Source organism: Synechococcus sp. Cu2B8-bc1011, assembly GCF_047302735.1.
In the GTDB taxonomy this organism is placed as follows: domain Bacteria; phylum Cyanobacteriota; class Cyanobacteriia; order PCC-6307; family Cyanobiaceae; genus Synechococcus_C.
This window is the reverse complement of record NZ_CP138915.1, coordinates 2,560,176-2,578,273: the sequence shown is the minus strand read 5'-3', so window position 1 is coordinate 2,578,273 and position 18,098 is coordinate 2,560,176. Positions and strand designations below refer to the sequence as shown.

The window sequence follows — 18,098 nt, the reverse complement described above, 5'->3', positions numbered from 1 at the left end:
TGACAACATGACGGTTTCCGAAGGCGCTGCCGTCGACCAGGAGGTCGCAACAGAGGCAGCAGCAGCTGATCCAGCACCCCAGGCCGACGCAACACCCGCGGGTGAAGCAGCTCCCCAGGGTGAGGCTTCAGATCAGAAGCAAGAGCCGAAGGAAGGCCGTCCAGTGATGCGCGGTGGCAGTGCAGCACTTGCTTCTGCCACCATCGATGCGGATGGAGTTCCTTCTGGCTATACCCCAAAAGCCGATGAAGGACGCTTCTTGTTGAAGATTCTGTGGCTGCCTGACAACGTGGCTTTGGCTGTTGATCAGATTGTCGGTGGTGGACCGAGTCCGCTGACGGCCTATTTCTTCTGGCCTCGTGAAGATGCTTGGGAAACGCTCAAGAGTGAGTTGGAAGGTAAGAGTTGGATTACAGATAACGAGCGTGTTGAAGTGTTGAATAAGGCCACAGAAGTCATCAACTACTGGCAAGAAGAAGGCAAGGGCAAGAGCCTTGATGAAGCGAAGCTCAAGTTCCCAGACGTTACTTTCTGCGGTACCGCCTGATCGAATCAAGGTTTTGGTTGTCTGTCGGATGGCCAAGCTTTTAGCCCCGTTGCGACGGGGCTTTTTAATGCTTTGACGATTTTGCAGGTTGATTTTTGCTTCTGGAGAAAATTTCAAGGCATAAAAAAAGCCCCCTTGAAGGGGGCGATTGTTTGCAATCGATCGTTGCGTTTTTTTAACAGCCTTAAGTTGACTTGCTTGCCTGGGCACGAGCTCTGGCCCGTTGAAAAAGTTGCTGCGCTTTGACTTTTTCAGGAGTGGAAGGCTGACCTTCAAGCTTGGTGACGGCAGTTCGCGCAGCAGAAAGATCGCTTTCAGCTGATGTGGAATCGATGTTGACGCCGAGTTCAGCTGAATTCACCAAAACGGTGACATCATCGGACTCAACTTCAGCGAATCCACCCATTAGGGCAATGGATTGCCAATTGCTGTTGGTACGCACTCTTAGAACTCCAACGTCGAGCGCTGCAAGTAAGGAGACGTGGCCAGGAAGAATGCCGACTTGACCGGTGGTGCTGGGAAGGATCACCTCATCGGCCGAACCATCGAACACGCTCTGGTCTGGTGCCAGAACGCGGAGGGTGAGGGACATGGAAAGAAGGCTGCGGAGAGTGGGAAAGCGAGTTGGTGGTCATGCTCGGGGCGCAAGCGCCCCGATGACAATCACTTGGATTCAGCCGCGATCTTCTCGGCTTTGGCTTTTACTTCGTCGATGTTGCCGACCAGATAGAAAGACTGCTCTGGAAGGTTGTCAAGATCGCCAGCAAGAATTTGATTGAAGCCACTAATTGTGTCTTCCAGTTTCACGTACTTGCCAGGCATGCCGGTGAAGATTTCGGCAACGAAGAAGGGCTGGGAAAGGAACTTCTCGATTTTGCGAGCACGATCCACTGTCTGGCGGTCGTCTTCAGACAGTTCATCCAAACCAAGAATGGCGATGATGTCCTGGAGCTCCTTGTAACGCTGCAGCGTCGATTGAACCGCACGTGCTGTGCGGTAGTGCTCGTCACCCACCACTGCTGGCTGAAGCATGGTGCTTGTGGAATCAAGAGGATCCACAGCGGGGTAGATCCCTTTAGAAGCCAAGGCACGGTTCAGAACCGTTGTGGCGTCGAGGTGAGCGAAGGTCGTGGCAGGTGCCGGATCGGTTAAATCGTCAGCAGGAACGTAAACGGCCTGAATTGAGGTGATGGATCCTTCCAGAGTGGAAGCAACACGCTCCTGAAGAGCACCCACGTCTGTTCCCAAGGTGGGTTGGTAGCCCACAGCTGAAGGCATGCGACCCAGGAGAGCTGAAACTTCAGAACCGGCTTGCACGAAGCGGAAAATGTTGTCGACGAAGAGGAGAACGTCCTGCTTGTTCACATCGCGGAAGTGCTCGGCCATGGTCAGAGCTGAGAGGCCCACGCGCATGCGAGCGCCAGGGGGCTCATTCATCTGGCCATAGCAGAGGGCCACTTTGGACTTCGAGAGATCGTCGGCATTAATAACGCCGGATTCCTTGAATTCTTCGTAGAGGTCGTTGCCTTCGCGAGTGCGTTCACCAACGCCGCCGAACACGGACACGCCGCCGTGTTCTTTAGCGATGTTGTTGATCAGTTCTTGAATCAACACGGTCTTGCCGACACCAGCACCACCGAAGAGGCCGATCTTGCCTCCTTGGCGATAAGGCGCCAAGAGATCGATCACTTTGATGCCTGTCTCGAACACCTTGGGCTTGGTTTCGAGTTCAGTGAGTTTGGGAGCTTCCCGGTGAATGGGTGACGTGACTTTGGTATTAACAGGGCCTTGCTCGTCAACGGGCTCGCCGAGCACATTGAAGATTCGGCCCAATGTGGCTTCGCCAACGGGGACGGCAATCGGTGAACCCGTGTCCAAGGCTTCCATTCCGCGCACAAGGCCATCGGTGCCACTCATGGCAACCGCACGGACTCTGTGATCACCAAGAAGTTGCTGAACTTCGGCGGTTAGGCCAATGGTTTCGCCAGCAGTGTTGGTGCCCTCAATACGCAAAGCATTAAGGATTTTCGGGAGTTTGCCGGCTGGAAATTCCACATCCAGAACCGGTCCGATTACCTGACGGACAACGCCCTTGGAACCGGTAGAGGCAGGAGCAGCAGCGGCCATAAGTAAGGAGAAGTGAGAGGGATGCGCAACAGGACGATCCCTTCCTGAGCGGCAGAACCTTAACACTGTCTTGATGTTGCTTCGGCTGTTCGGTCACCCGCACAGCTCAGCGCTGGTGCATGACCCATGAACGGATCTAGTTTTGGCACTCAACGACCTCGAGTGCTAACTCGCATCGTTTGAGTGGCGCCGAGCGCCCTGTCCCTGCTTCTCAAATCCTCATGGCAGCTGTTTCCCTCAGCGTCTCCACCGTTAAGCCTCTTGGAGACCGCGTCTTCGTAAAAATCTCTGAATCAGAGGAGAAAACTGCAGGCGGCATCCTTCTTCCTGACACAGCAAAAGAAAAGCCTCAAGTGGGCGAAGTTGTTCAGGTTGGTCCTGGCAAATCCAATGACGATGGCAGTCGTCAGGCACCTGAAGTCGGTATTGGCGACAAGGTGCTGTACAGCAAGTACGCCGGTACTGACATCAAGCTTGGTAGCGACGAGTACGTACTCCTGTCTGAGAAAGACATCCTCGCTGTGGTGGGCTGACCGCAAAACCTCTGAGTTTTATCTCAGAAATACCTGAATTTTCCTCTCAAACTTTTTAATCGCCTCTTATGGCTAAGCGCATTATCTATAACGAGAACGCTCGCCGTGCTCTCGAAAAAGGCATTGACATTCTTGCCGAAGCTGTCGCAGTAACCCTCGGTCCTAAAGGCCGAAATGTGGTGCTCGAGAAAAAATTTGGTGCTCCTCAGATTATCAATGATGGAGTCACGATCGCTAAAGAGATCGAGCTTGAGGATCACATCGAAAACACCGGTGTTGCTCTCATACGTCAGGCTGCATCCAAAACCAACGACGCTGCTGGAGACGGCACCACAACAGCAACTGTTTTGGCTCATGCCATGGTGAAAGCAGGCTTGCGCAATGTGGCAGCCGGCGCTAATGCAATCACCCTGAAGAAGGGTATTGATAAGGCATCCGATTTCTTGGTTGGAAAGATCCAAGAAAATGCAAAGCCGATTGCAGACAGCAACGCTATCGCTCAGGTTGGCACAATCTCTGCCGGCAATGACGAAGAAGTTGGCAAGATGATTGCTGACGCCATGGATAAAGTTGGCAAAGAAGGTGTGATTTCCCTTGAAGAAGGGAAATCCATGGAGACTGAGCTTGAGGTCACTGAGGGGATGCGTTTCGATAAGGGATATATCTCCCCTTATTTCGCGACAGACACTGAGCGGATGGAAGCGGTTCTGGACGAGCCTTACATCCTCTTAACCGACAAGAAGATTGGCTTGGTACAAGATCTGGTACCTGTTCTTGAGCAAATTGCTCGAACTGGTAAGCCTCTCTTGATCATTGCTGAGGACATCGAGAAAGAAGCCCTCGCCACTTTGGTCGTGAACCGCTTGCGCGGAGTTCTCAATGTGGCAGCAGTGAAGGCTCCTGGTTTCGGTGATCGCCGTAAGGCGATGATCGAAGATATGGCGGTCCTGACCAACGGTCAGTTGATCACGGAAGACCAAGGTCTGAAGCTTGAAAACGCCAAGCTGGAGATGTTGGGGACTGCCCGTCGCGTCACCATCAACAAAGACACCACCACGATTGTTGCCGAAGGCAATGAGGTGGCTGTGAGCACCCGTTGCGAGCAGATCAAGAAGCAGATGGATGAGACCGATTCCACCTATGACAAAGAGAAGCTTCAGGAGCGTCTTGCCAAACTGGCTGGTGGCGTTGCTGTTGTGAAGGTGGGAGCAGCCACCGAAACCGAGATGAAGGACAAGAAACTTCGTCTGGAAGATGCCATCAACGCGACAAAGGCAGCCGTTGAGGAGGGCATCGTGCCTGGTGGCGGTACAACCTTGGCTCACATGGCCCCAGCCTTGGAAGACTGGGCTTCCGCCAACCTGTCCGGCGAAGAGTTGATCGGTGCCAACATCGTGGCCTCAGCGCTGACCGCTCCCCTCATGCGCATTGCTGAAAATGCTGGCGTGAATGGTGCTGTCGTTGCTGAAAACGTCAAGTCCAAGTCGTTTAATGAGGGCTACAACGCAGCCAACGGTGAGTATGTCGACATGCTTTCTGCTGGCATTGTTGACCCGGCCAAGGTGACCCGCTCTGGTTTGCAAAATGCTGCTTCGATCGCTGGCATGGTGCTAACCACCGAGTGCATCGTTGCTGACATGCCAGAGAAGAAAGAAGCTGCTGCTGGTGCCGGTGGCATGGGTGGCGACTTCGACTACTAAGCGCTCCGTTTCGACCATGTTTGCAGCCTCCGTTCACACGGGGGCTTTTTTAATGGATGTGCTCCAATATATGGTTTCTTGTTCTCTTAATGTCTCTCCGTTGGTTTCGTGAATTCACCGAATTCTTCTTTCAAAAGGGAAATGCCTTGAATTTGGCGATTGCTGTTGTAGTGGGCACCCAGTTCCAGCAGGTTGTCAATGCTCTGACGGAGGATCTGTTAATGCCCTTGTTGAATCCCTTGATTCGTAATGGTGGTTGGGAAGAGTGGGTGATTCCCTATGCCGGTGGAGAGCTGCTTCTTGGTCAGGCCATGAACGTGATGCTCAATTCTTTGATTGTGGGGTGGGTGTTGTTCCTGCTTGTTAAAGCGATTAATCGATCTCAGCGGCTTGCTTCGGGCGGTTTCGACCGTTTGCGTAGCGTGAAGTCTTCAGACGATGACTCATAAGCCAACAAGTTGATGCCCGGCCTGATGATGACGACAGCAAAGCATTTACTCTGTTTTTGTTGATTCAGGGTGGCCGAATCAGCGCTCATCAGGCTTGAGTCTCCCAGAACTGCTTTGCTGGTTCTGCGCCACTGATATCAGGTGCTCTGGCAGCCAGCGATATCTTGCTTTGCTCGTGTTCACTTCGGTTCCGGTGAGTGCTCTTTGAATTCGGCTGTTTTTCAACCTTGCTGTCTAGGCTGAACTGTTTGTGTAATTCTACTGCAAGGTTTTTGGAGAAACAGAATATCTGACAAGGTTAATATTTCTGAGTTTGATAAAGATTAAGGGGCGTTCGTTTTTGCGGCAATTTTTTTGAATACTTTGAATTGCCGATGAGGTTCGATGGGCTTTTTACTTTTTAGCCGAGCCAGCCAGCGCTCAAAATCACAGCTAGTGCGAGGAAAAATGAAAGGGTTGTCCAGGTAATGCGATTGAGGGTTGCTTCTGCACTGCTAGAGCTGGTGAACGATGAACTTCCACTTGCTGCAATACCCCCCATTCCATCCCCTTTGGGACTGTGCAAGAGAACAAGAAGAATCAGAACGGCGCCACTGCCGATCCAAACCCAAGAGAGAACAGTCGTAAGCATGGATTGATCTTACTTAAACGGGTTGAGGCAGCTTGGTCGTGGCTGGAGCTGAGGCTTCGATCGGTTCAATCAAGGAGATGCCCGTCATGGCTTCTGGTTTGTCCAAATTGAGCAGCTGAAGAAGAGTTGGCGCAATATCGGCAAGACCGCCATTCTCACGCAGACGAATGGAATTCCCCAACCCCGGAACCTTGCGTTTCTCTCCCTCGATCAAAATGACCGGCACTGGATTGGTGGTGTGTGCTGTCCAGGCTTGACCATCCGGTCCTTGCATGCGCTCTGCGTTTCCGTGGTCTGCAGTGATCAGCAAGGTGCCACCCATTCGCCCGACGGCATCCAGCAGTTTGCCGATGCAGCGATCAACGGTCTCAATCGCTTTCGTTGCTGCTTCCATCATGCCGGTATGCCCCACCATGTCTGGGTTTGCATAGTTGATCACAACAAGTGAGTGCTCACCCTGCTGGATCGCGGCAACACAGCTTTCGGTGAGAGTGTCGGCAGACATTTCTGGAGCCTGGTCGTAGGTGGCGACACGGGGAGAGGGAACGAGGTGCCTCTTTTCCCCTTTAAGGGGTTGTTCGATTCCCCCATTCATGAAGTAGGTGACATGGGGATATTTCTCCGTTTCTGCTGTGCGGTACTGCTTCAGGCCGGCATCAGCGACCACCTGACCCAAAAGCTGGTCGAGTGATTCGGGTGGAAAGACCACAGAGACAGGTAGGTCAGTTTCATATTGAGTAAATGTCACCACGTCAAGCGTTGGCTGATGAGCGCGCTTGAAGCCTTCAAATTCCTGTAGTGAGAGGGCCTGAACAATTTGTCTGGCCCGATCTGGACGGAAGTTAAACATCAGCAACGCATCACCATCTCGAAGTGGATCATCGGAGAAGCGAACGGGTTCCAAGAATTCGTCGGTGATGCCTTTGGCGTAGCTGCTGGCTAATACGGACGCGGGGTCATCCTCTTGAAGGTCCAAATCAGGATCGGTCAGTAAGTCATAAGCCCGCTCTGTTCTCTCCCATCGATGGTCACGATCCATCGCCCAGTAGCGCCCACAGAGACTGGCAATTCGGCCAATTCCATGGGTGTTGATTGCCGCTTGGATTTTGCTCAGGTGTGTTGGTGCGCTTTGGGTCGGCGTGTCTCGTCCGTCGGTGATCGCGTGGATGGCCACGTTCTTGAGACCCTCCTCTGCCGCCCATTCGAGAAGCCCACAAACGTGCTCTACATGGCTGTGTACGCCGCCATCGGAGCAGAGACCAAGCAGATGCAGGGTGCCACCAGTCCTGCGTAGACGTTCGGCGACTGATTGAAGAGCTGAGGTACTGCCAAGTCGGCGCTCGCGCACAGTTTCACTGATACGCACTAACTCTTGACGGATAATCCGACCGGCTCCAATGGTGAGGTGCCCTACTTCTGAATTCCCCATCTGACCGTCGGGGAGTCCCACATGGGATCCGCTCGCTTCAATAAGGGCGTGGGGATAGGCATGCCAGAGCGCATCGATGACCGGAGTTGAAGCGCTGCGGATGGCGTTGTGCTCAGTGGAGTCACAAAATCCCCATCCATCGAGGATCGCAAGAACCACAGGTGCAACGGGAGCGTTGCGGAGAAGATTTCCTTCGAGGTCGTTCGGTACGTTCACTCCGTCAATCTCAGTTCTTAAGTCCCTCTACAGAATCAAGTTACCTCCCTGCAGCCCAATGCTTCTGATTCTTGCCTTTCAGGTTTGCAAAAGCTGATCGTGCTGGGGAAAATCGTTCATACACTGATCGCCTTAAAAAAAAGCGATGGCTGATCGAAACGTTGGTGATGATCGGATTGAAATTCTCTCTGCGGATGAGTTGCGAAAAACCGTAACGCGCCTGGCATCTCAGGTTTTGGAGTCTGTGCCAACCGTTGAATCTCTGGTGCTTTTGGGGATCCCAACCCGCGGCGTTCAATTGGCTGGTGTCATTGCCAGCTCCTTACAAGATCAGAGCGGACACGTTGTGGCGACTGGCACCCTCGACCCCACCTTTCATCGTGATGATTTAGGTCGAGTGGGTGTGCGCATGGTCCAGGCCACCGATCTACCCGTGAGCGTGGAAGGAAGAGATGTTGTGCTCGTGGATGACGTTGTCTTCACTGGGCGAACCGTCAGAGCAGCGTTGGAGGCCATCCAGGCCTGGGGCAGACCACGCCGAGTTTCATTGCTGGTGATGGTGGACCGGGGCCATCGGGAATTGCCCATTCAGCCGGATTTTTGTGGCAGGGTCGTGCCGACGCGTCGATCGGAAACCATCGAACTGCGTCTTCTTGGCTTGGATGGAGAGGAGGGAGTTTTCCTTCGCCGCGTGAATGAAAACATCCCCGAATAATCTGGCTTGCCTCAACTCGCCGAGGTCAGCTCGTCCGCTCGGAAGTGGGCCTTGTAACGGCCAAAAGCCACAACGACGGGAAGAGTTGGGCTGATTGGACGTCCCTTCCAATCGTCAAGCACCTTGAAAACCTCTCCCTCACTTCCTTCCATATCGAAACTTTCTCCACGATGTTGGGGGTGGTTGAAAACAACAACACTGGTGGAGACGACAACCTTGTCACCCGGCTGCATGGACGTCCGTTCAAGTCAGGCGATTGTCTCACGGAGAGTTAGATCAAGGTCCCTTAGTGCTTGGCCTGACACAGCGTCTCAGGGCCGTCTTCAACGATGGTTCCACCTAGATCGCGGCAACCGGCCATGAAGGCTTCCCAAGGAGGCATTCCTTCGAGGATGTATGCCTCCACCGCCTCGTTCAACAGATCTCTTGCCACAGTGTGAGCCGGCAAGGCTCCATGGCTTTGGTGTTCTTTCCGATCCCTTAGATCGTCAATGGCCTGCTCTACTTCCTGACGCATGGGTTCGGCTTGGCGTTGCCACCAGGGATGATCGAGCTGGTTGAGCGCGCTGAGGGCTTCCCACCACTGATCTTGGTTCACATGCTCTCTCAGCTGTTCAAGCTGATGGCGATTGCGATTCCAGCTTTCCTTGAGGCTGTCACTTAAGCGACTTCCGGGTCGACCATCGTGCTTCTCCAGGGGACGAAGCATGGTCAAGGCCTCGTTTAATTGGCCCGCTCGAAATTGAGAGAGAGCCTGGTCGCGGAGCTCATCTCTCCAGAGTTTCAGCTGCTTTTGATCTTGCTCTTGTTGCTGCAGGGAGCCAACACCTGAATTGACGAGCTGCTCTTGAAGAAGCAGAGCCTGACCTGGATCAGCTGGATCCCAAGCCTGTTGAGCCAGTCTTCGACGACAAATGGCAAGCTCTTCAGGCGCTTTCTGCCCGAGCCAACGCAGGGCAGCTAGCTGCTCTCCGTAGCGCAAGCAGGCTGGGAGGTTATCCGTTAAGAGCGCCTGACTTAATTTCCGCGGCAGCTGTTGCTCCCATAAATAAGCTCCAGTACAAAGTGCTGCGACTCCACCAAGAGTCGCGATGATCCAAAAATGGGGCAGATGGCGACGCAGCGCCAAAATCCAAAGCCTCTTTAGACGAACTCCTTTCTATGGAGGGGAGAAAGGACTCTCAACTGTGTGTGGACGGACCGTTCACTGCACCGTTATCAGCGTGCACGGTTCGATGGCTAACCCCGTTCTTAGATCTTCTCCGCTCATGACAAGTTGAGCGTCGTCATCAAGGTGAAAAGCTAGGCGCACACAGTCTTCTCCTGGTTGACCCAGTGGATGGAGCTCAAGGCGAATGGTCTTGCTCAACAGAGGCCGAATGGTTTCCGGAACGTTGCTGTTATCCCTAACGGTGGGGATCCCTCCGACGAACACCACTTCGTGTCGTCGGTCGCCGTGGGGTTCACCGAGTACAAGCTCAAGATCCTGTTGATTGCTGCGACTTGCGCTCAGGTTCAGGACCAGGGGTTGAAGAGAAGGCCATGGCTGGCCGCAGAGGAATAAGGGATGCCAGTGATGGGAACTACTACGACGATCCCAGCACCTCAAATAGACGCCTTTTTGGAGGAGATCTCGGATCCTTACCCCAGGGGTGAGATTGAGAGCACCGGTTGCCACGGCTTGAACAGGTGGTGGTGTCAGCAACGGCACCGGCTGCATTGTCTCTGACAACCACTGGCGCATTAGCGGAAGATAGGCTCCACCACCAACTGCGACGACGGCGTTGAGGTCATCTGGTCTGCAGCCCTGCTGGCGGGCCGAGGCCAACGTGCGATCGAGCAGTCCCTCAAGAACCTTGAGCAATCCTCGGCGCTCAAGCAGCGCGTGGAATTGGTTTCGATTGAGCGACAAGGTGATCGGTTGAGCCAGATCGATGCCGCTGGCTAACTCCGTGAGGGTCTCTTCATTTCCGAGATTGGGATCGCTGAGGTTGCATTTCAAACGTTCAGCCGCATTTAAAAGGCTCGTCTGATTTCTCAGGATCAGGCCGGGATCGTTTGGGAGCAGATGATCCAGGATCCAGTGATCCAGATCTCTGCCGCCAAGGGCGATGCCGGCTTTTCCTAAGACCCTTGCCGAGCGCAGGGTCTGTTTGCTGTTTTTGAGGTCGCGTCCACGAAAGCGCAGCAGCTGCGCCAGTGGCGCTGCTTTTCCCTCGCCGCCTTCTAAGGCGACAAGGGAGAGGTCCAACGTGCCGCCCCCTAGATCCACCACCAACAACTTCGAGCCTGCAGGCAGTCCTGCGCCCATGGCCGCTGCAGTTGGCTCGTCCACGAGCGCTACCTCATCAACAGGAAGCCTCGAGCAGGCTTGCAAGAGCCACTGGCGATAACCAAGCGCCTGATCAACAGGAGCCGTGAGCACCAGCCGCTTCACCGACACTGTCGGAGGCAGGCGTTTCCAGATCTGGTGCAAGAGAATTTCGCCAGCTTGCTCAGGACTGAGGGGATGAGATGGCAGGTCGGATTTGTCCAAAACTCCGATCCAGCGTTTGAAGTCGCGATGAAGTTCTAGGGACGTCCCATCGGAGAGGCCGCTGTCGAGGACTTGCCGGCCCACGAGAGGTTGGTGGTTGGTTGGGGAGTTGCTCCAGATGAGGCTTGGGATTTCTCCCGGTCGTTGACTGATGGGTGCCAGGTCTAGGAGTTGAGGGGGCGACGCGCTGCCGTCCTGAAAGGCAACCACCGTATTGGTGCTCCCAATGTCGATCGCAAGTGTTCCTTGAGCGGAAAGATGAAGGTTTTGTTCTTCCTTGGGGGGCTGAACCTCAGCCATGGCCATCTTGATAAGAAGTTCAGGCTACGGGGCCTAGCGATGGATCGGTTGAGACGCCTGGTTTTTTCCTTTTATAGAGAGGATCCGGAGATTGAGGCCGAGTTGGAACCATTGCGTGATTGCCGCATGTCCCGAAGTTGGGGATGCATTCGGATTGAGTGCATTGACAGTAAACACCTTGAGGAGGTCAGTGGTTTGATGACGCACCTGAGACGTCCACTGCTTGCGATGGGATTAGGCCGCCAGATTGTTTTGCGAGTGCCGGGTCGCCCTCAGCGTACGTATCCCATGCAGGTTCCGTTTCACAGCGATTTGCTCACTTAGAGTGAAGAGTCGATGATCAGACAGAGATGATTTCTGCAGGTGTGGACTCAAAGGACCTCGCGAAGCGGGGCGAGAGCCTGATTCGTCAGTCCACCAACCGTTATTTGACTACGGTCAAGATTGCTTTTCGCGCGAAGCAGCGTCGTTTTGATGACTTCGACGGCCTCCTAGAAGAATCCAGTGTGAAGCCGGTCCATCGCGCAATTGTTGAGCTCTCCGACGAGCAGGATCAGCCTGATCTCCTGCCTGGATGATCCAACAGGAGGGGCCTGGCTGGCGTCTCGCCCGAGACTTCAGACGTCAAGGCTTTCCTTTCCTCATTGGAGGGGAGTACTGGGCTGTCGAGCTCACCGAGATGGAAGCAAAGGGGCTCCATGCCCTTCTCGACGAGCTCGACAAGCAGTACACGCTGATTCGCGATCAGTTGATGGAGGAAGAATCCATCACTCTGGAGTTGGAACAGCAGGAGTGGTGGGGGTGTCTTGATGGCACGCGTGATCGCTGGGGGCTGCAGGTTGTGCTTCAAGGCACTGGCATGCCATGTAGAGGCATGGAAGGCGGTTGGCCTGCTCCAGCGGCTCAAGCTTTTTTGGCCGCTTTGAGAACAGTGTGGGATTGAACATCAGATTAGCTGGTCTAATCAATCAGTCTTTATTGATTTCTCCACGAAGTTCAGGGCAAACTGCACAGCTTTTCCACAGGGTGCCGCCTTGTTTTTGAGTTGCGGGCTTCATCCTGTGGAAAAACATAGGATTTGGGATTTGTGTGGTATTAACGGCGTACGGCGTGCGGACCTCCTTGGGAAAGCGTAACTCCTGTTCCTCACTGCGTTTATGGCCTGAATCTCATGGAGAGAGCGGTTGTCGATTGGTGGATTCGCTTCTCTGGGTGGCCCCTTGTGGTTGTGGAGAACAGGCCATAGATTCAGGCCGTGGTGATGAAGGAGTCCGGAGTGTTTCACGGCCAATTGGCGACCGATCAGATTGTTGAGTCCTCAGCAGTTCTTACAGGTGAAGAAGCGCCTGAACAGGTTCAGGGTGATGACGTCGTGAGCTTTCAAACGGAGATGCCTTTGCCTTTGCACCAGGCCATGGCTGACTTTATTGAGCGCTGCCCAAATTGGGATCAGTACCGACTCGTTCAGGCGGCATTGGCTGGATTTCTTGTTCAGAACGGTGCCGACTCCAGAGAGCTCACCCGTCTCTACGTCGGCAACATGTTTCGTCGCGACTCGCTTCGCCAAGGTGTTTGAGTCCGGCAGCTGGCCATCAATAGAAGGGCGCTAAACGGAACACTGAAGAGCAGTCCGAGGCTCGCAGCCATGAGGCCAAGCAAGTTGATTCCTAGAAGAAGTCCAAGCAATGCCAATACTTTGAGGCGATTGGCTTGAACAAGTTTGCGACTGTGCTCCATGGCTCGGAGTGGGCGATAGCCGTGATGAATCAGCAATGGAATGGAGAGGAGTTGGCCAATCAACCAGATGGCGATGCCGACACCACCCAACACGACAACCAGGCTGGCGAGCACACCGCTGTGGGGTGCCAAAAATTGACTTAAAAGACGAATCGAACTGATTCCGCCAATGCCAATGAGGACTTCTAAAATCGCAAGGCCGCAGGTCTGCTTCAGCAGCCAAAGAAATCGGTGTCTTGCAGCCGGTTGCTCTGGGTTTCGATCCAATCCCCCGGGCAGGTGTTCGTCTGCCAGCTGCAGCAGTGCCATCAAGGGTGCTAATGGAACAAGTGCCGCCATCACGAGCACCAGATCGCCGGTGTATTGAAGGAAGCGATTGCTGCTGAGCTGGAGATCTCGTGCGACCACGCCTAAGCCCATCAGGCAGCACAGCATCAATGCAGTGAGCCCGATGAAGGACCAAGGCGCTTTCCTGAAGCCGATCCAGGCCCTTGGAATAATGGTGGCAATCGGCAGTCGCTCAGCAGAAATACTTGCGAGCGGATCATTGAAGTGGTCCAAGCCTCTTTAATAAATCCATCGCGATTTCTGTGTCAACCGGAAGAATCGAAAGTCGATTACCACGACGCACAACAGTCAGTTGGTCTGCTTCGTAGGACTGGCGAAGATCGTCAAGGGTCAACATGTTGGAAAACTGGCCGCGATAGGCAAGTTTCACGCAATCCCAACGTGGAGAGTCCTGCTTGGAGGCTGGATCGTGATACTTAGAGCTGCTATCAAACTGCGTTGGATCAACGAGGCCAGTTTCTGTGACCTCCATTAGACCAACAATCCCAGGAGGCTTGCAATTGGAATGGTAGAAAAAAGCTTGATCTCCAACCTTCATCTTTCGCATGAAATTACGAGCCTGGTAATTTCTGATGCCATCCCATAGAGTAATTTTCTCGTCCTTCAGATGTTCAATGCCATAAACATTTGGCTCGCTTTTCATCAGCCAGTAAGAAGCACTAGTCATGATAAGAGGCTTAAAGGGAAGGTCTGATGGAGGTGCATTGTCGGTATCGCATTCAGGGCATGCTCTGAAAATTGCCCTAGTAGCCATGCGATTTTAACTGCCAATGTTGGCAATGCCAGTGAGGGTGGATTTTCTGGTTGATTGCCCGGGGAAGAGCCCTTTTGCCCTGGATGCTTGGAGTTATATTTAAAAATTCATGTCGATGGCTCTGGGAGGCGTATCTCTCTGCCAAGTTAATCGAAAATGACTCTTTATTTGTTGATGCCATTGCTTTGTTGGCTGTTGGCTTTGCTCTGTGATTGGTGGTAATTTGATTCCGCTGCTAGTGGCTTTGATGCCGGCGTTTTGTATTGTTGTTCTGGGCATCAGGTTTTTATTTTGCTGTTGATCACCGCGATAAGTTGATTGAGAGTGTTTGTCTAGTAATGGAGGTAAGAGCTGGCTTTGTAGATGCAGTTGTTTTGCCTGGACCATGTTCCCTCTTCCATTGCTGTTTTGATGGTCCCAATGATCTCGTTCTTTGAGCGACCATTGATGCAAAGCCTTGAGTGGACAAGGCTCTTCCGCTTGAGCTGATTGCTGAATCTCCGCCCTAATGAGGGGATCACTGGGTCAACTGTTTGTAGCTGAGGGGCCCATGTTGCTGTTCTGTCGTCTTCAGTCAGCGACGGATGGACCTGGCCTGTTTGTTGCTAGGCCATGCAATCCTCCTCAACTTTTTCTAAGGATGATTGCTCAATAAGTTTCCTGTAATCGGTAGGACAACTCCAGGTGAAAGTCAGGTGATCACTGCTCTTCCTTTTGTTGGACTCGGATCCGTCTTGTTGGCTCTCTAAGAAGACTTTTTGGAGTGAGCGCAGGCTCTTTCGACTGGTTCAAACCTTTGACCATTCTTGGGTTGAAGCCCTAAGCGTTTGAGTGCTTCGACAGCATCAATTTGGTCAGCGTTGTAAAGAGCGCAGGTCTGTTGATCTCTGGCTCCCTGGGAGTCGCAAGACATCAAGAGGGCGATGAGAGCGAAGGGTAAAAACCGTTTCAATGTCTTCATGTAGCGAATTTAGGGCATGCATCTGGTGTTTGAGGCTGGCTTGATGATGCTTGTCTGGTGAGGTTTTTGATTCACCGTGACCTTGATTGGATCTTCATTGCACGAAGATATTATTTGGTGTTGCTTAATTTGAACCCGTCGATTGGTAGCAGGAGTGGTGCTGAATGATGTCCCTGAAATGATTTCCTCGGGCTTCGAAATCTTTGTATTGATCGAAGCTCGCACAGGCTGGTGATAACAACAGAGAGGCTGCATTGCCGTTTTTCCCCTGCTCGATTGCTGCCGTCACGGCGTCCGCCATGTTGGGGTGAGACATCACCTCTCCTGTATAGCCGGAGCCACGAATTAGGCTCAATAAAATATCTCGATCGCTTCCAAATAGAGCAATTGCGCAAACTTTCTCTTGTAGAAGTTGTAGCCAGCCACTGGCATCGCCTTGCTTCGATAGTCCACCGGCAAGCAGAATGATCGGGCCAGGAACGGCTTGAATTGCAACCGCGGCCGCGTCGTAATTCGTGGCTTTGCTGTCGTTGAACACGTTCATTCCGTGGAGCGACCCCAGATTTTCTAGGCGATGTGGCACTCCTGGGAAGCTGCGTAACCCACGCTCGATGGCTTGCGGTTCTAATCCAGCTTGCAACGCAGCTGCGGTGACGAGCATCAGGTTTTGGCGATTGTGCTCTCCAGGCATGGCGAGAGCATTGGCTGGAAAGAGTGACCCTTGTTTCCCGCAAACCAAGCCTTCCGGATTAATCCAAAGCTCAAGGTCTGCTGGCTCCCGTGTCGTTTGTGCAGAGCTAACCCACTGGGCATCTGGCCAGTCAGTGTGCCTGCTCTGAAGATCTGCGTCGTCGGCATTGAGAACGGCATGCGTGGAGCGTTGAAGCAGGCCCTGTTTGATGTCTCTGTAGGCATCCATTGAGCCGTGCCGTTCCAAATGGTCGGGAGTCAGCGTGGTCCAAATGCCAATGGTGGGTCTGACCTCATTCGCTGATTCGATTTGGTAGCTACTCATCTCCATCACGATCCAATCCGGTTTGGATTGGGATGGATCCATGCACTGCAGACCTAATTCGGCGGCGGAATGGCCCACATTTCCAGCCATCGGAGCGTGCAGTCCCGCTTGGTTAAGAACGTGATGCAGTAAATGCGTCACGGTGGTTTTGCCATTGGTGCCGGTGATTCCAATCCAAGGGCAATCACAGAGGGCTTGCCATGCCACAGCCATTTCTCCTCTAACAATCACGCCGTGGTCGCGGAGCTGCATCAAGGTGGGATGATCCCAGGGGATCCCTGGGCTGATGACCACTTGCTCAACTTCATCCAACCAGGGTTGAAAGCTTGAGAGCTCCAAAGGACATCCCAATTCGGTTTGGATGCCTTGATCCCTTAGTTGCTGTGCTTTGGATTGTTGTTCGGGACCTTCATCTCGCTCGAGTACAACGACGTGATGGCCTTGGGCATGAAGGAGGCGCGCTGCGCCGACCCCGGAGCGGCCAAGCCCCACGATCAAGCTGCATGCCATTGTCGAACTCCTGTCCCTAAAGGGAAGTGGGCGATACTGGAATCGAACCAGTGACCCCTACCGTGTCAAGGTAGTGCTCTACCTCTGAGCTAATCGCCCCCAGCTCTCAAGTTTGTCGTTTGAGATGGGTGGTTGATCTATGGCTCAACCAGGAACTGAAGTTAGCAGTTGGAGTGCCGTTTGAATCCACTCCGCTCACTGGCGGAGGATGTCGACGCGCCATCGCTCGCGTTTTGTGCGCTCGATGTTCAAGATCTCGATACTGCCTCTGTCTTGAAGTTGCAAGCGGTCACCCACTTTTAAATCCCGACTTGCTAGCCGCACGGGTTCCCAGTTGAGCCGCAAGCGCCCTTCCTTGATTTGTTTGACGACCTTCGAGCGAGAGATTCCGAAGCCTGCAGAGGCAATGGCATCAAGACGGCATGAGGCTTCAACGCTGCTCAACCGCCGAGCGACTCTCTGAACAGGCCATTGCAGTGCCTCGAGTGGCAAGGATTCGCAGGTGATGATCACCTCCCGCAGGCTGCCTCGTTGTCCCTGCAATAGGGCCGCGGCTTCCGGTGTGCAAATGGCTTGAGCACCTCTATCTCCACGGATCCATAGATCACCGAGGGACTCGTCAGCCACCCCGATGCGTTGCAGGGCCAGACGCATCTCGTCGGGTGAGGTTGGATCGAACAGGAAGTTCCCCTCCACGTTGAGACCAGCTAGAGGGCAAGGGGGCTCAGGCTCTGTGGTCGCTGCGTGTTGGATGAGCAACCGTTTGCGCTCTGCTCCCGGGTAGCCGCCATCTCGGCTGATCTGCAGTTCTGCCAGTGACTCAAGCTGGTTGGCATCTTCCAGCATTAAAGCTGATAGGAAGGGACTCCATCGCGGTTGCCAGGTCCGCAGAACATCTTCAGCCAGGTCGATCAATGCGGTCATCGTTGTGGGATGCCTGCAGGATCGAAGTAGATTGTCTCTCGGAAGGCTCACAGTTCGCTGAGTCGAACCACTTGTTGTGGACGCGCCTTTTGGACGGTTTGCCAAGGCAATTCCATCCCGGGCCTCGTTTCTAGGAGTAGTAGCCAGCAGCCTTCGAGGTTGCGATTGCGCAGGATCCTGACACCGTCCTCATTTTCAGAAGGGACGCTGGCGGCGGCTGCATAGCTACCCATCAGGCCTGACCCCATGCCGAGCAATCCTCCAATAAAGGCTTCTCCCCAGGGGCCAAAGCTTGCAAAGGTGTCGAGCGTGGTGATCTGGGTGAAGGTGCAGCCGGCAAAAAACCCGAAGGGCATCAACCAGCGCGCCATCGACTTCTGACGTCGACGGCGCGCCAGGCTGGGGTTGAGCAGGTCGACATCGTCCATCCCCTCAGCGGGCAGATCCGACTCTGAGTCGGAGTCTTGCTGCGGTGGGTCGGATCCTTTCCCGGGGGCTGGTGCCACGAGGGCGACGCGAAGCAATGGCGTGCCTTTGTCTTGGAGCGAGAGGCGAAGACGGTCGGCAGCAGTGCGCTCATTGAATACCAGAACGCAAACGGGCATGAAACAACAGCAGCCGAATGATCATTCTCTCTCGGAACAGTTGCTCTTGGAGCCGATTCTT

At 53.7% G+C, this 18,098-nt stretch carries 22 protein-coding genes and 1 tRNA gene; 9 read left to right on the top strand and 14 right to left on the bottom strand.

From position 1 onward, the window contains the following. Positions 1 to 7 precede the first annotated feature (7 nt). On the top strand, positions 8 to 547 hold the full coding sequence (locus SIC18_RS13660; protein ID WP_250395904.1) for a 30S ribosomal protein PSRP-3: 540 nt from the start codon (positions 8 to 10) through the stop codon (positions 545 to 547). 184 nt (positions 548 to 731) lie between these two features. Here the strand turns inward: SIC18_RS13660 and atpC are convergent, their stop codons facing one another. Both atpC and atpD read right to left on the bottom strand, forming a co-directional pair. Beyond that, entirely contained in the window at positions 732 to 1,139 is a 408-nt protein-coding gene (gene atpC / locus SIC18_RS13655) for an ATP synthase F1 subunit epsilon (RefSeq protein ID WP_011620194.1), read from the bottom strand. Positions 1,140 to 1,210: 71 nt separating this feature from the next. Next, positions 1,211 to 2,674, bottom strand: coding sequence for a F0F1 ATP synthase subunit beta (gene atpD, locus SIC18_RS13650; protein ID WP_048347139.1), 1,464 nt, complete (start codon positions 2,672 to 2,674; stop codon positions 1,211 to 1,213). A gap of 221 nt (positions 2,675 to 2,895) precedes the next feature. Here atpD and groES point away from each other — a divergent pair, with 221 nt between their 5' ends. The 3 genes from groES (at position 2,896) to SIC18_RS13635 (ending at position 5,356) form a co-directional block, all read left to right on the top strand. Continuing rightward, positions 2,896 to 3,207, top strand: a complete 312-nt coding sequence (gene groES, locus SIC18_RS13645; protein WP_011620192.1) for a co-chaperone GroES — start codon at positions 2,896 to 2,898, stop codon at positions 3,205 to 3,207. A 68-nt stretch (positions 3,208 to 3,275) separates the two neighbouring features. Then, positions 3,276 to 4,907 carry a chaperonin GroEL gene (gene groL / locus SIC18_RS13640; protein WP_048347138.1) on the top strand — a complete coding sequence of 544 codons (1,632 nt, stop codon included), beginning with the start codon at positions 3,276 to 3,278 and terminating at the stop codon, positions 4,905 to 4,907. 89 nt (positions 4,908 to 4,996) lie between these two features. Next, a complete protein-coding gene (locus SIC18_RS13635; protein ID WP_048347137.1) occupies positions 4,997 to 5,356 on the top strand; it encodes an MscL family protein in 360 nt (119 codons plus the stop codon). 400 nt (positions 5,357 to 5,756) lie between these two features. Here SIC18_RS13635 and secG read toward each other — a convergent pair whose 3' ends face one another. Together secG and gpmI are read right to left on the bottom strand one after the other, a co-directional pair. Continuing rightward, entirely contained in the window at positions 5,757 to 5,987 is a 231-nt protein-coding gene (gene secG / locus SIC18_RS13630) for a preprotein translocase subunit SecG (protein ID WP_048347136.1), read from the bottom strand. A gap of 13 nt (positions 5,988 to 6,000) precedes the next feature. After that, positions 6,001 to 7,632, bottom strand: coding sequence for a 2,3-bisphosphoglycerate-independent phosphoglycerate mutase (gpmI, locus tag SIC18_RS13625; protein WP_048347135.1), 1,632 nt, complete (start codon positions 7,630 to 7,632; stop codon positions 6,001 to 6,003). Between the two features lie 145 nt (positions 7,633 to 7,777). On the opposite strand from gpmI, the gene pyrR reads away from it, so the two are divergent. Next, entirely contained in the window at positions 7,778 to 8,347 is a 570-nt protein-coding gene (gene pyrR / locus SIC18_RS13620; RefSeq protein WP_048347134.1) for a bifunctional pyr operon transcriptional regulator/uracil phosphoribosyltransferase PyrR, read from the top strand. A gap of 11 nt (positions 8,348 to 8,358) precedes the next feature. Here the strand turns inward: pyrR and SIC18_RS13615 are convergent, their stop codons facing one another. From SIC18_RS13615 to SIC18_RS13605, 3 genes are all read right to left on the bottom strand, one after another. Further along, positions 8,359 to 8,580 (bottom strand): ferredoxin-thioredoxin reductase variable chain, encoded by a 222-nt coding sequence (locus SIC18_RS13615; protein WP_011620183.1) that lies wholly within the window; start codon positions 8,578 to 8,580, stop codon positions 8,359 to 8,361. A gap of 53 nt (positions 8,581 to 8,633) precedes the next feature. Beyond that, complete coding sequence (locus tag SIC18_RS13610) at positions 8,634 to 9,476, bottom strand: hypothetical protein (RefSeq protein ID WP_048347133.1); 843 nt, start codon at positions 9,474 to 9,476, stop codon at positions 8,634 to 8,636. A 75-nt stretch (positions 9,477 to 9,551) separates the two neighbouring features. Beyond that, positions 9,552 to 11,183 carry an Hsp70 family protein gene (locus SIC18_RS13605; RefSeq protein ID WP_048348296.1) on the bottom strand — a complete coding sequence of 544 codons (1,632 nt, stop codon included), beginning with the start codon at positions 11,181 to 11,183 and terminating at the stop codon, positions 9,552 to 9,554. A gap of 39 nt (positions 11,184 to 11,222) precedes the next feature. Here SIC18_RS13605 and SIC18_RS13600 point away from each other — a divergent pair, with 39 nt between their 5' ends. The 4 genes from SIC18_RS13600 to SIC18_RS13585 all read left to right on the top strand — a co-directional run bounded on the left by SIC18_RS13600 (position 11,223) and on the right by SIC18_RS13585 (position 12,759). Next, positions 11,223 to 11,507, top strand: coding sequence for a hypothetical protein (locus SIC18_RS13600; protein ID WP_413429862.1), 285 nt, complete (start codon positions 11,223 to 11,225; stop codon positions 11,505 to 11,507). Positions 11,508 to 11,533: 26 nt separating this feature from the next. Continuing rightward, positions 11,534 to 11,761 carry a DNA-directed RNA polymerase subunit omega gene (locus tag SIC18_RS13595; protein ID WP_011620178.1) on the top strand — a complete coding sequence of 76 codons (228 nt, stop codon included), beginning with the start codon at positions 11,534 to 11,536 and terminating at the stop codon, positions 11,759 to 11,761. After that, positions 11,758 to 12,126: a DUF1818 family protein gene (locus tag SIC18_RS13590; RefSeq protein ID WP_048347131.1), complete on the top strand. Its 369-nt coding sequence runs from the start codon at positions 11,758 to 11,760 to the stop codon at positions 12,124 to 12,126. The genes SIC18_RS13595 and SIC18_RS13590 overlap by 4 nt, the downstream gene beginning before the upstream one ends. Positions 12,127 to 12,459: 333 nt before the next feature. Beyond that, positions 12,460 to 12,759: a DUF2811 domain-containing protein gene (locus tag SIC18_RS13585; RefSeq protein WP_350223230.1), complete on the top strand. Its 300-nt coding sequence runs from the start codon at positions 12,460 to 12,462 to the stop codon at positions 12,757 to 12,759. Here SIC18_RS13585 and SIC18_RS13580 read toward each other — a convergent pair. The 7 genes from SIC18_RS13580 to SIC18_RS13550 form a co-directional block, all read right to left on the bottom strand. After that, positions 12,711 to 13,481: a hypothetical protein gene (locus tag SIC18_RS13580; protein WP_413429861.1), complete on the bottom strand. Its 771-nt coding sequence runs from the start codon at positions 13,479 to 13,481 to the stop codon at positions 12,711 to 12,713. The two genes, SIC18_RS13585 and SIC18_RS13580, sit on opposite strands and share 49 nt — an antisense overlap. Continuing rightward, on the bottom strand, positions 13,465 to 13,935 hold the full coding sequence (locus SIC18_RS13575) for an EVE domain-containing protein (RefSeq protein WP_048347129.1): 471 nt from the start codon (positions 13,933 to 13,935) through the stop codon (positions 13,465 to 13,467). The genes SIC18_RS13580 and SIC18_RS13575 overlap by 17 nt, the downstream gene beginning before the upstream one ends. Before the next feature lie 186 nt (positions 13,936 to 14,121). Further along, positions 14,122 to 14,409, bottom strand: coding sequence for a hypothetical protein (locus tag SIC18_RS13570; protein ID WP_413429860.1), 288 nt, complete (start codon positions 14,407 to 14,409; stop codon positions 14,122 to 14,124). A gap of 698 nt (positions 14,410 to 15,107) precedes the next feature. Beyond that, positions 15,108 to 16,508, bottom strand: coding sequence for a UDP-N-acetylmuramoyl-L-alanine--D-glutamate ligase (murD, locus tag SIC18_RS13565; protein WP_413429859.1), 1,401 nt, complete (start codon positions 16,506 to 16,508; stop codon positions 15,108 to 15,110). 27 nt (positions 16,509 to 16,535) lie between these two features. Beyond that, positions 16,536 to 16,607: transfer RNA gene (locus tag SIC18_RS13560), tRNA-Val, on the bottom strand. Positions 16,608 to 16,703: 96 nt separating this feature from the next. Beyond that, complete coding sequence (locus SIC18_RS13555) at positions 16,704 to 17,483, bottom strand: photosystem II S4 domain protein (RefSeq protein WP_048347126.1); 780 nt, start codon at positions 17,481 to 17,483, stop codon at positions 16,704 to 16,706. Beyond that, positions 17,480 to 18,037, bottom strand: coding sequence for a hypothetical protein (locus SIC18_RS13550; protein ID WP_048347125.1), 558 nt, complete (start codon positions 18,035 to 18,037; stop codon positions 17,480 to 17,482). The genes SIC18_RS13555 and SIC18_RS13550 overlap by 4 nt, the downstream gene beginning before the upstream one ends. Positions 18,038 to 18,098: the final 61 nt, after the last annotated feature.

Excerpts from the sequence above, each read along its gene's own strand:
- secG (WP_048347136.1), bottom strand. The coding sequence starts at position 5,987 with ATGCTTACGACTGTTCTCTCTTGGGTTTGGATCGGCAGTGGCGCCGTT.
- murD (WP_413429859.1), bottom strand. The coding sequence starts at position 16,508 with ATGGCATGCAGCTTGATCGTGGGGCTTGGCCGCTCCGGGGTCGGCGCA.
- SIC18_RS13590 (WP_048347131.1), top strand. The coding sequence starts at position 11,758 with ATGATCCAACAGGAGGGGCCTGGCTGGCGTCTCGCCCGAGACTTCAGA.
- SIC18_RS13605 (WP_048348296.1), bottom strand. The coding sequence starts at position 11,183 with ATGGCTGAGGTTCAGCCCCCCAAGGAAGAACAAAACCTTCATCTTTCC.
- SIC18_RS13575 (WP_048347129.1), bottom strand. The coding sequence starts at position 13,935 with ATGACTAGTGCTTCTTACTGGCTGATGAAAAGCGAGCCAAATGTTTAT.
- SIC18_RS13570 (WP_413429860.1), bottom strand. The coding sequence starts at position 14,409 with ATGGTCCAGGCAAAACAACTGCATCTACAAAGCCAGCTCTTACCTCCA.
- SIC18_RS13615 (WP_011620183.1), bottom strand. The coding sequence starts at position 8,580 with ATGCAGCCGGGTGACAAGGTTGTCGTCTCCACCAGTGTTGTTGTTTTC.
- atpC (WP_011620194.1), bottom strand. The coding sequence starts at position 1,139 with ATGTCCCTCACCCTCCGCGTTCTGGCACCAGACCAGAGCGTGTTCGAT.
- SIC18_RS13635 (WP_048347137.1), top strand. The coding sequence starts at position 4,997 with ATGTCTCTCCGTTGGTTTCGTGAATTCACCGAATTCTTCTTTCAAAAG.
- groL (WP_048347138.1), top strand. The coding sequence starts at position 3,276 with ATGGCTAAGCGCATTATCTATAACGAGAACGCTCGCCGTGCTCTCGAA.
- SIC18_RS13550 (WP_048347125.1), bottom strand. The coding sequence starts at position 18,037 with ATGCCCGTTTGCGTTCTGGTATTCAATGAGCGCACTGCTGCCGACCGT.
- pyrR (WP_048347134.1), top strand. The coding sequence starts at position 7,778 with ATGGCTGATCGAAACGTTGGTGATGATCGGATTGAAATTCTCTCTGCG.
- SIC18_RS13660 (WP_250395904.1), top strand. The coding sequence starts at position 8 with ATGACGGTTTCCGAAGGCGCTGCCGTCGACCAGGAGGTCGCAACAGAG.
- SIC18_RS13600 (WP_413429862.1), top strand. The coding sequence starts at position 11,223 with ATGGATCGGTTGAGACGCCTGGTTTTTTCCTTTTATAGAGAGGATCCG.
- groES (WP_011620192.1), top strand. The coding sequence starts at position 2,896 with ATGGCAGCTGTTTCCCTCAGCGTCTCCACCGTTAAGCCTCTTGGAGAC.
- atpD (WP_048347139.1), bottom strand. The coding sequence starts at position 2,674 with ATGGCCGCTGCTGCTCCTGCCTCTACCGGTTCCAAGGGCGTTGTCCGT.
- SIC18_RS13595 (WP_011620178.1), top strand. The coding sequence starts at position 11,534 with ATGATTTCTGCAGGTGTGGACTCAAAGGACCTCGCGAAGCGGGGCGAG.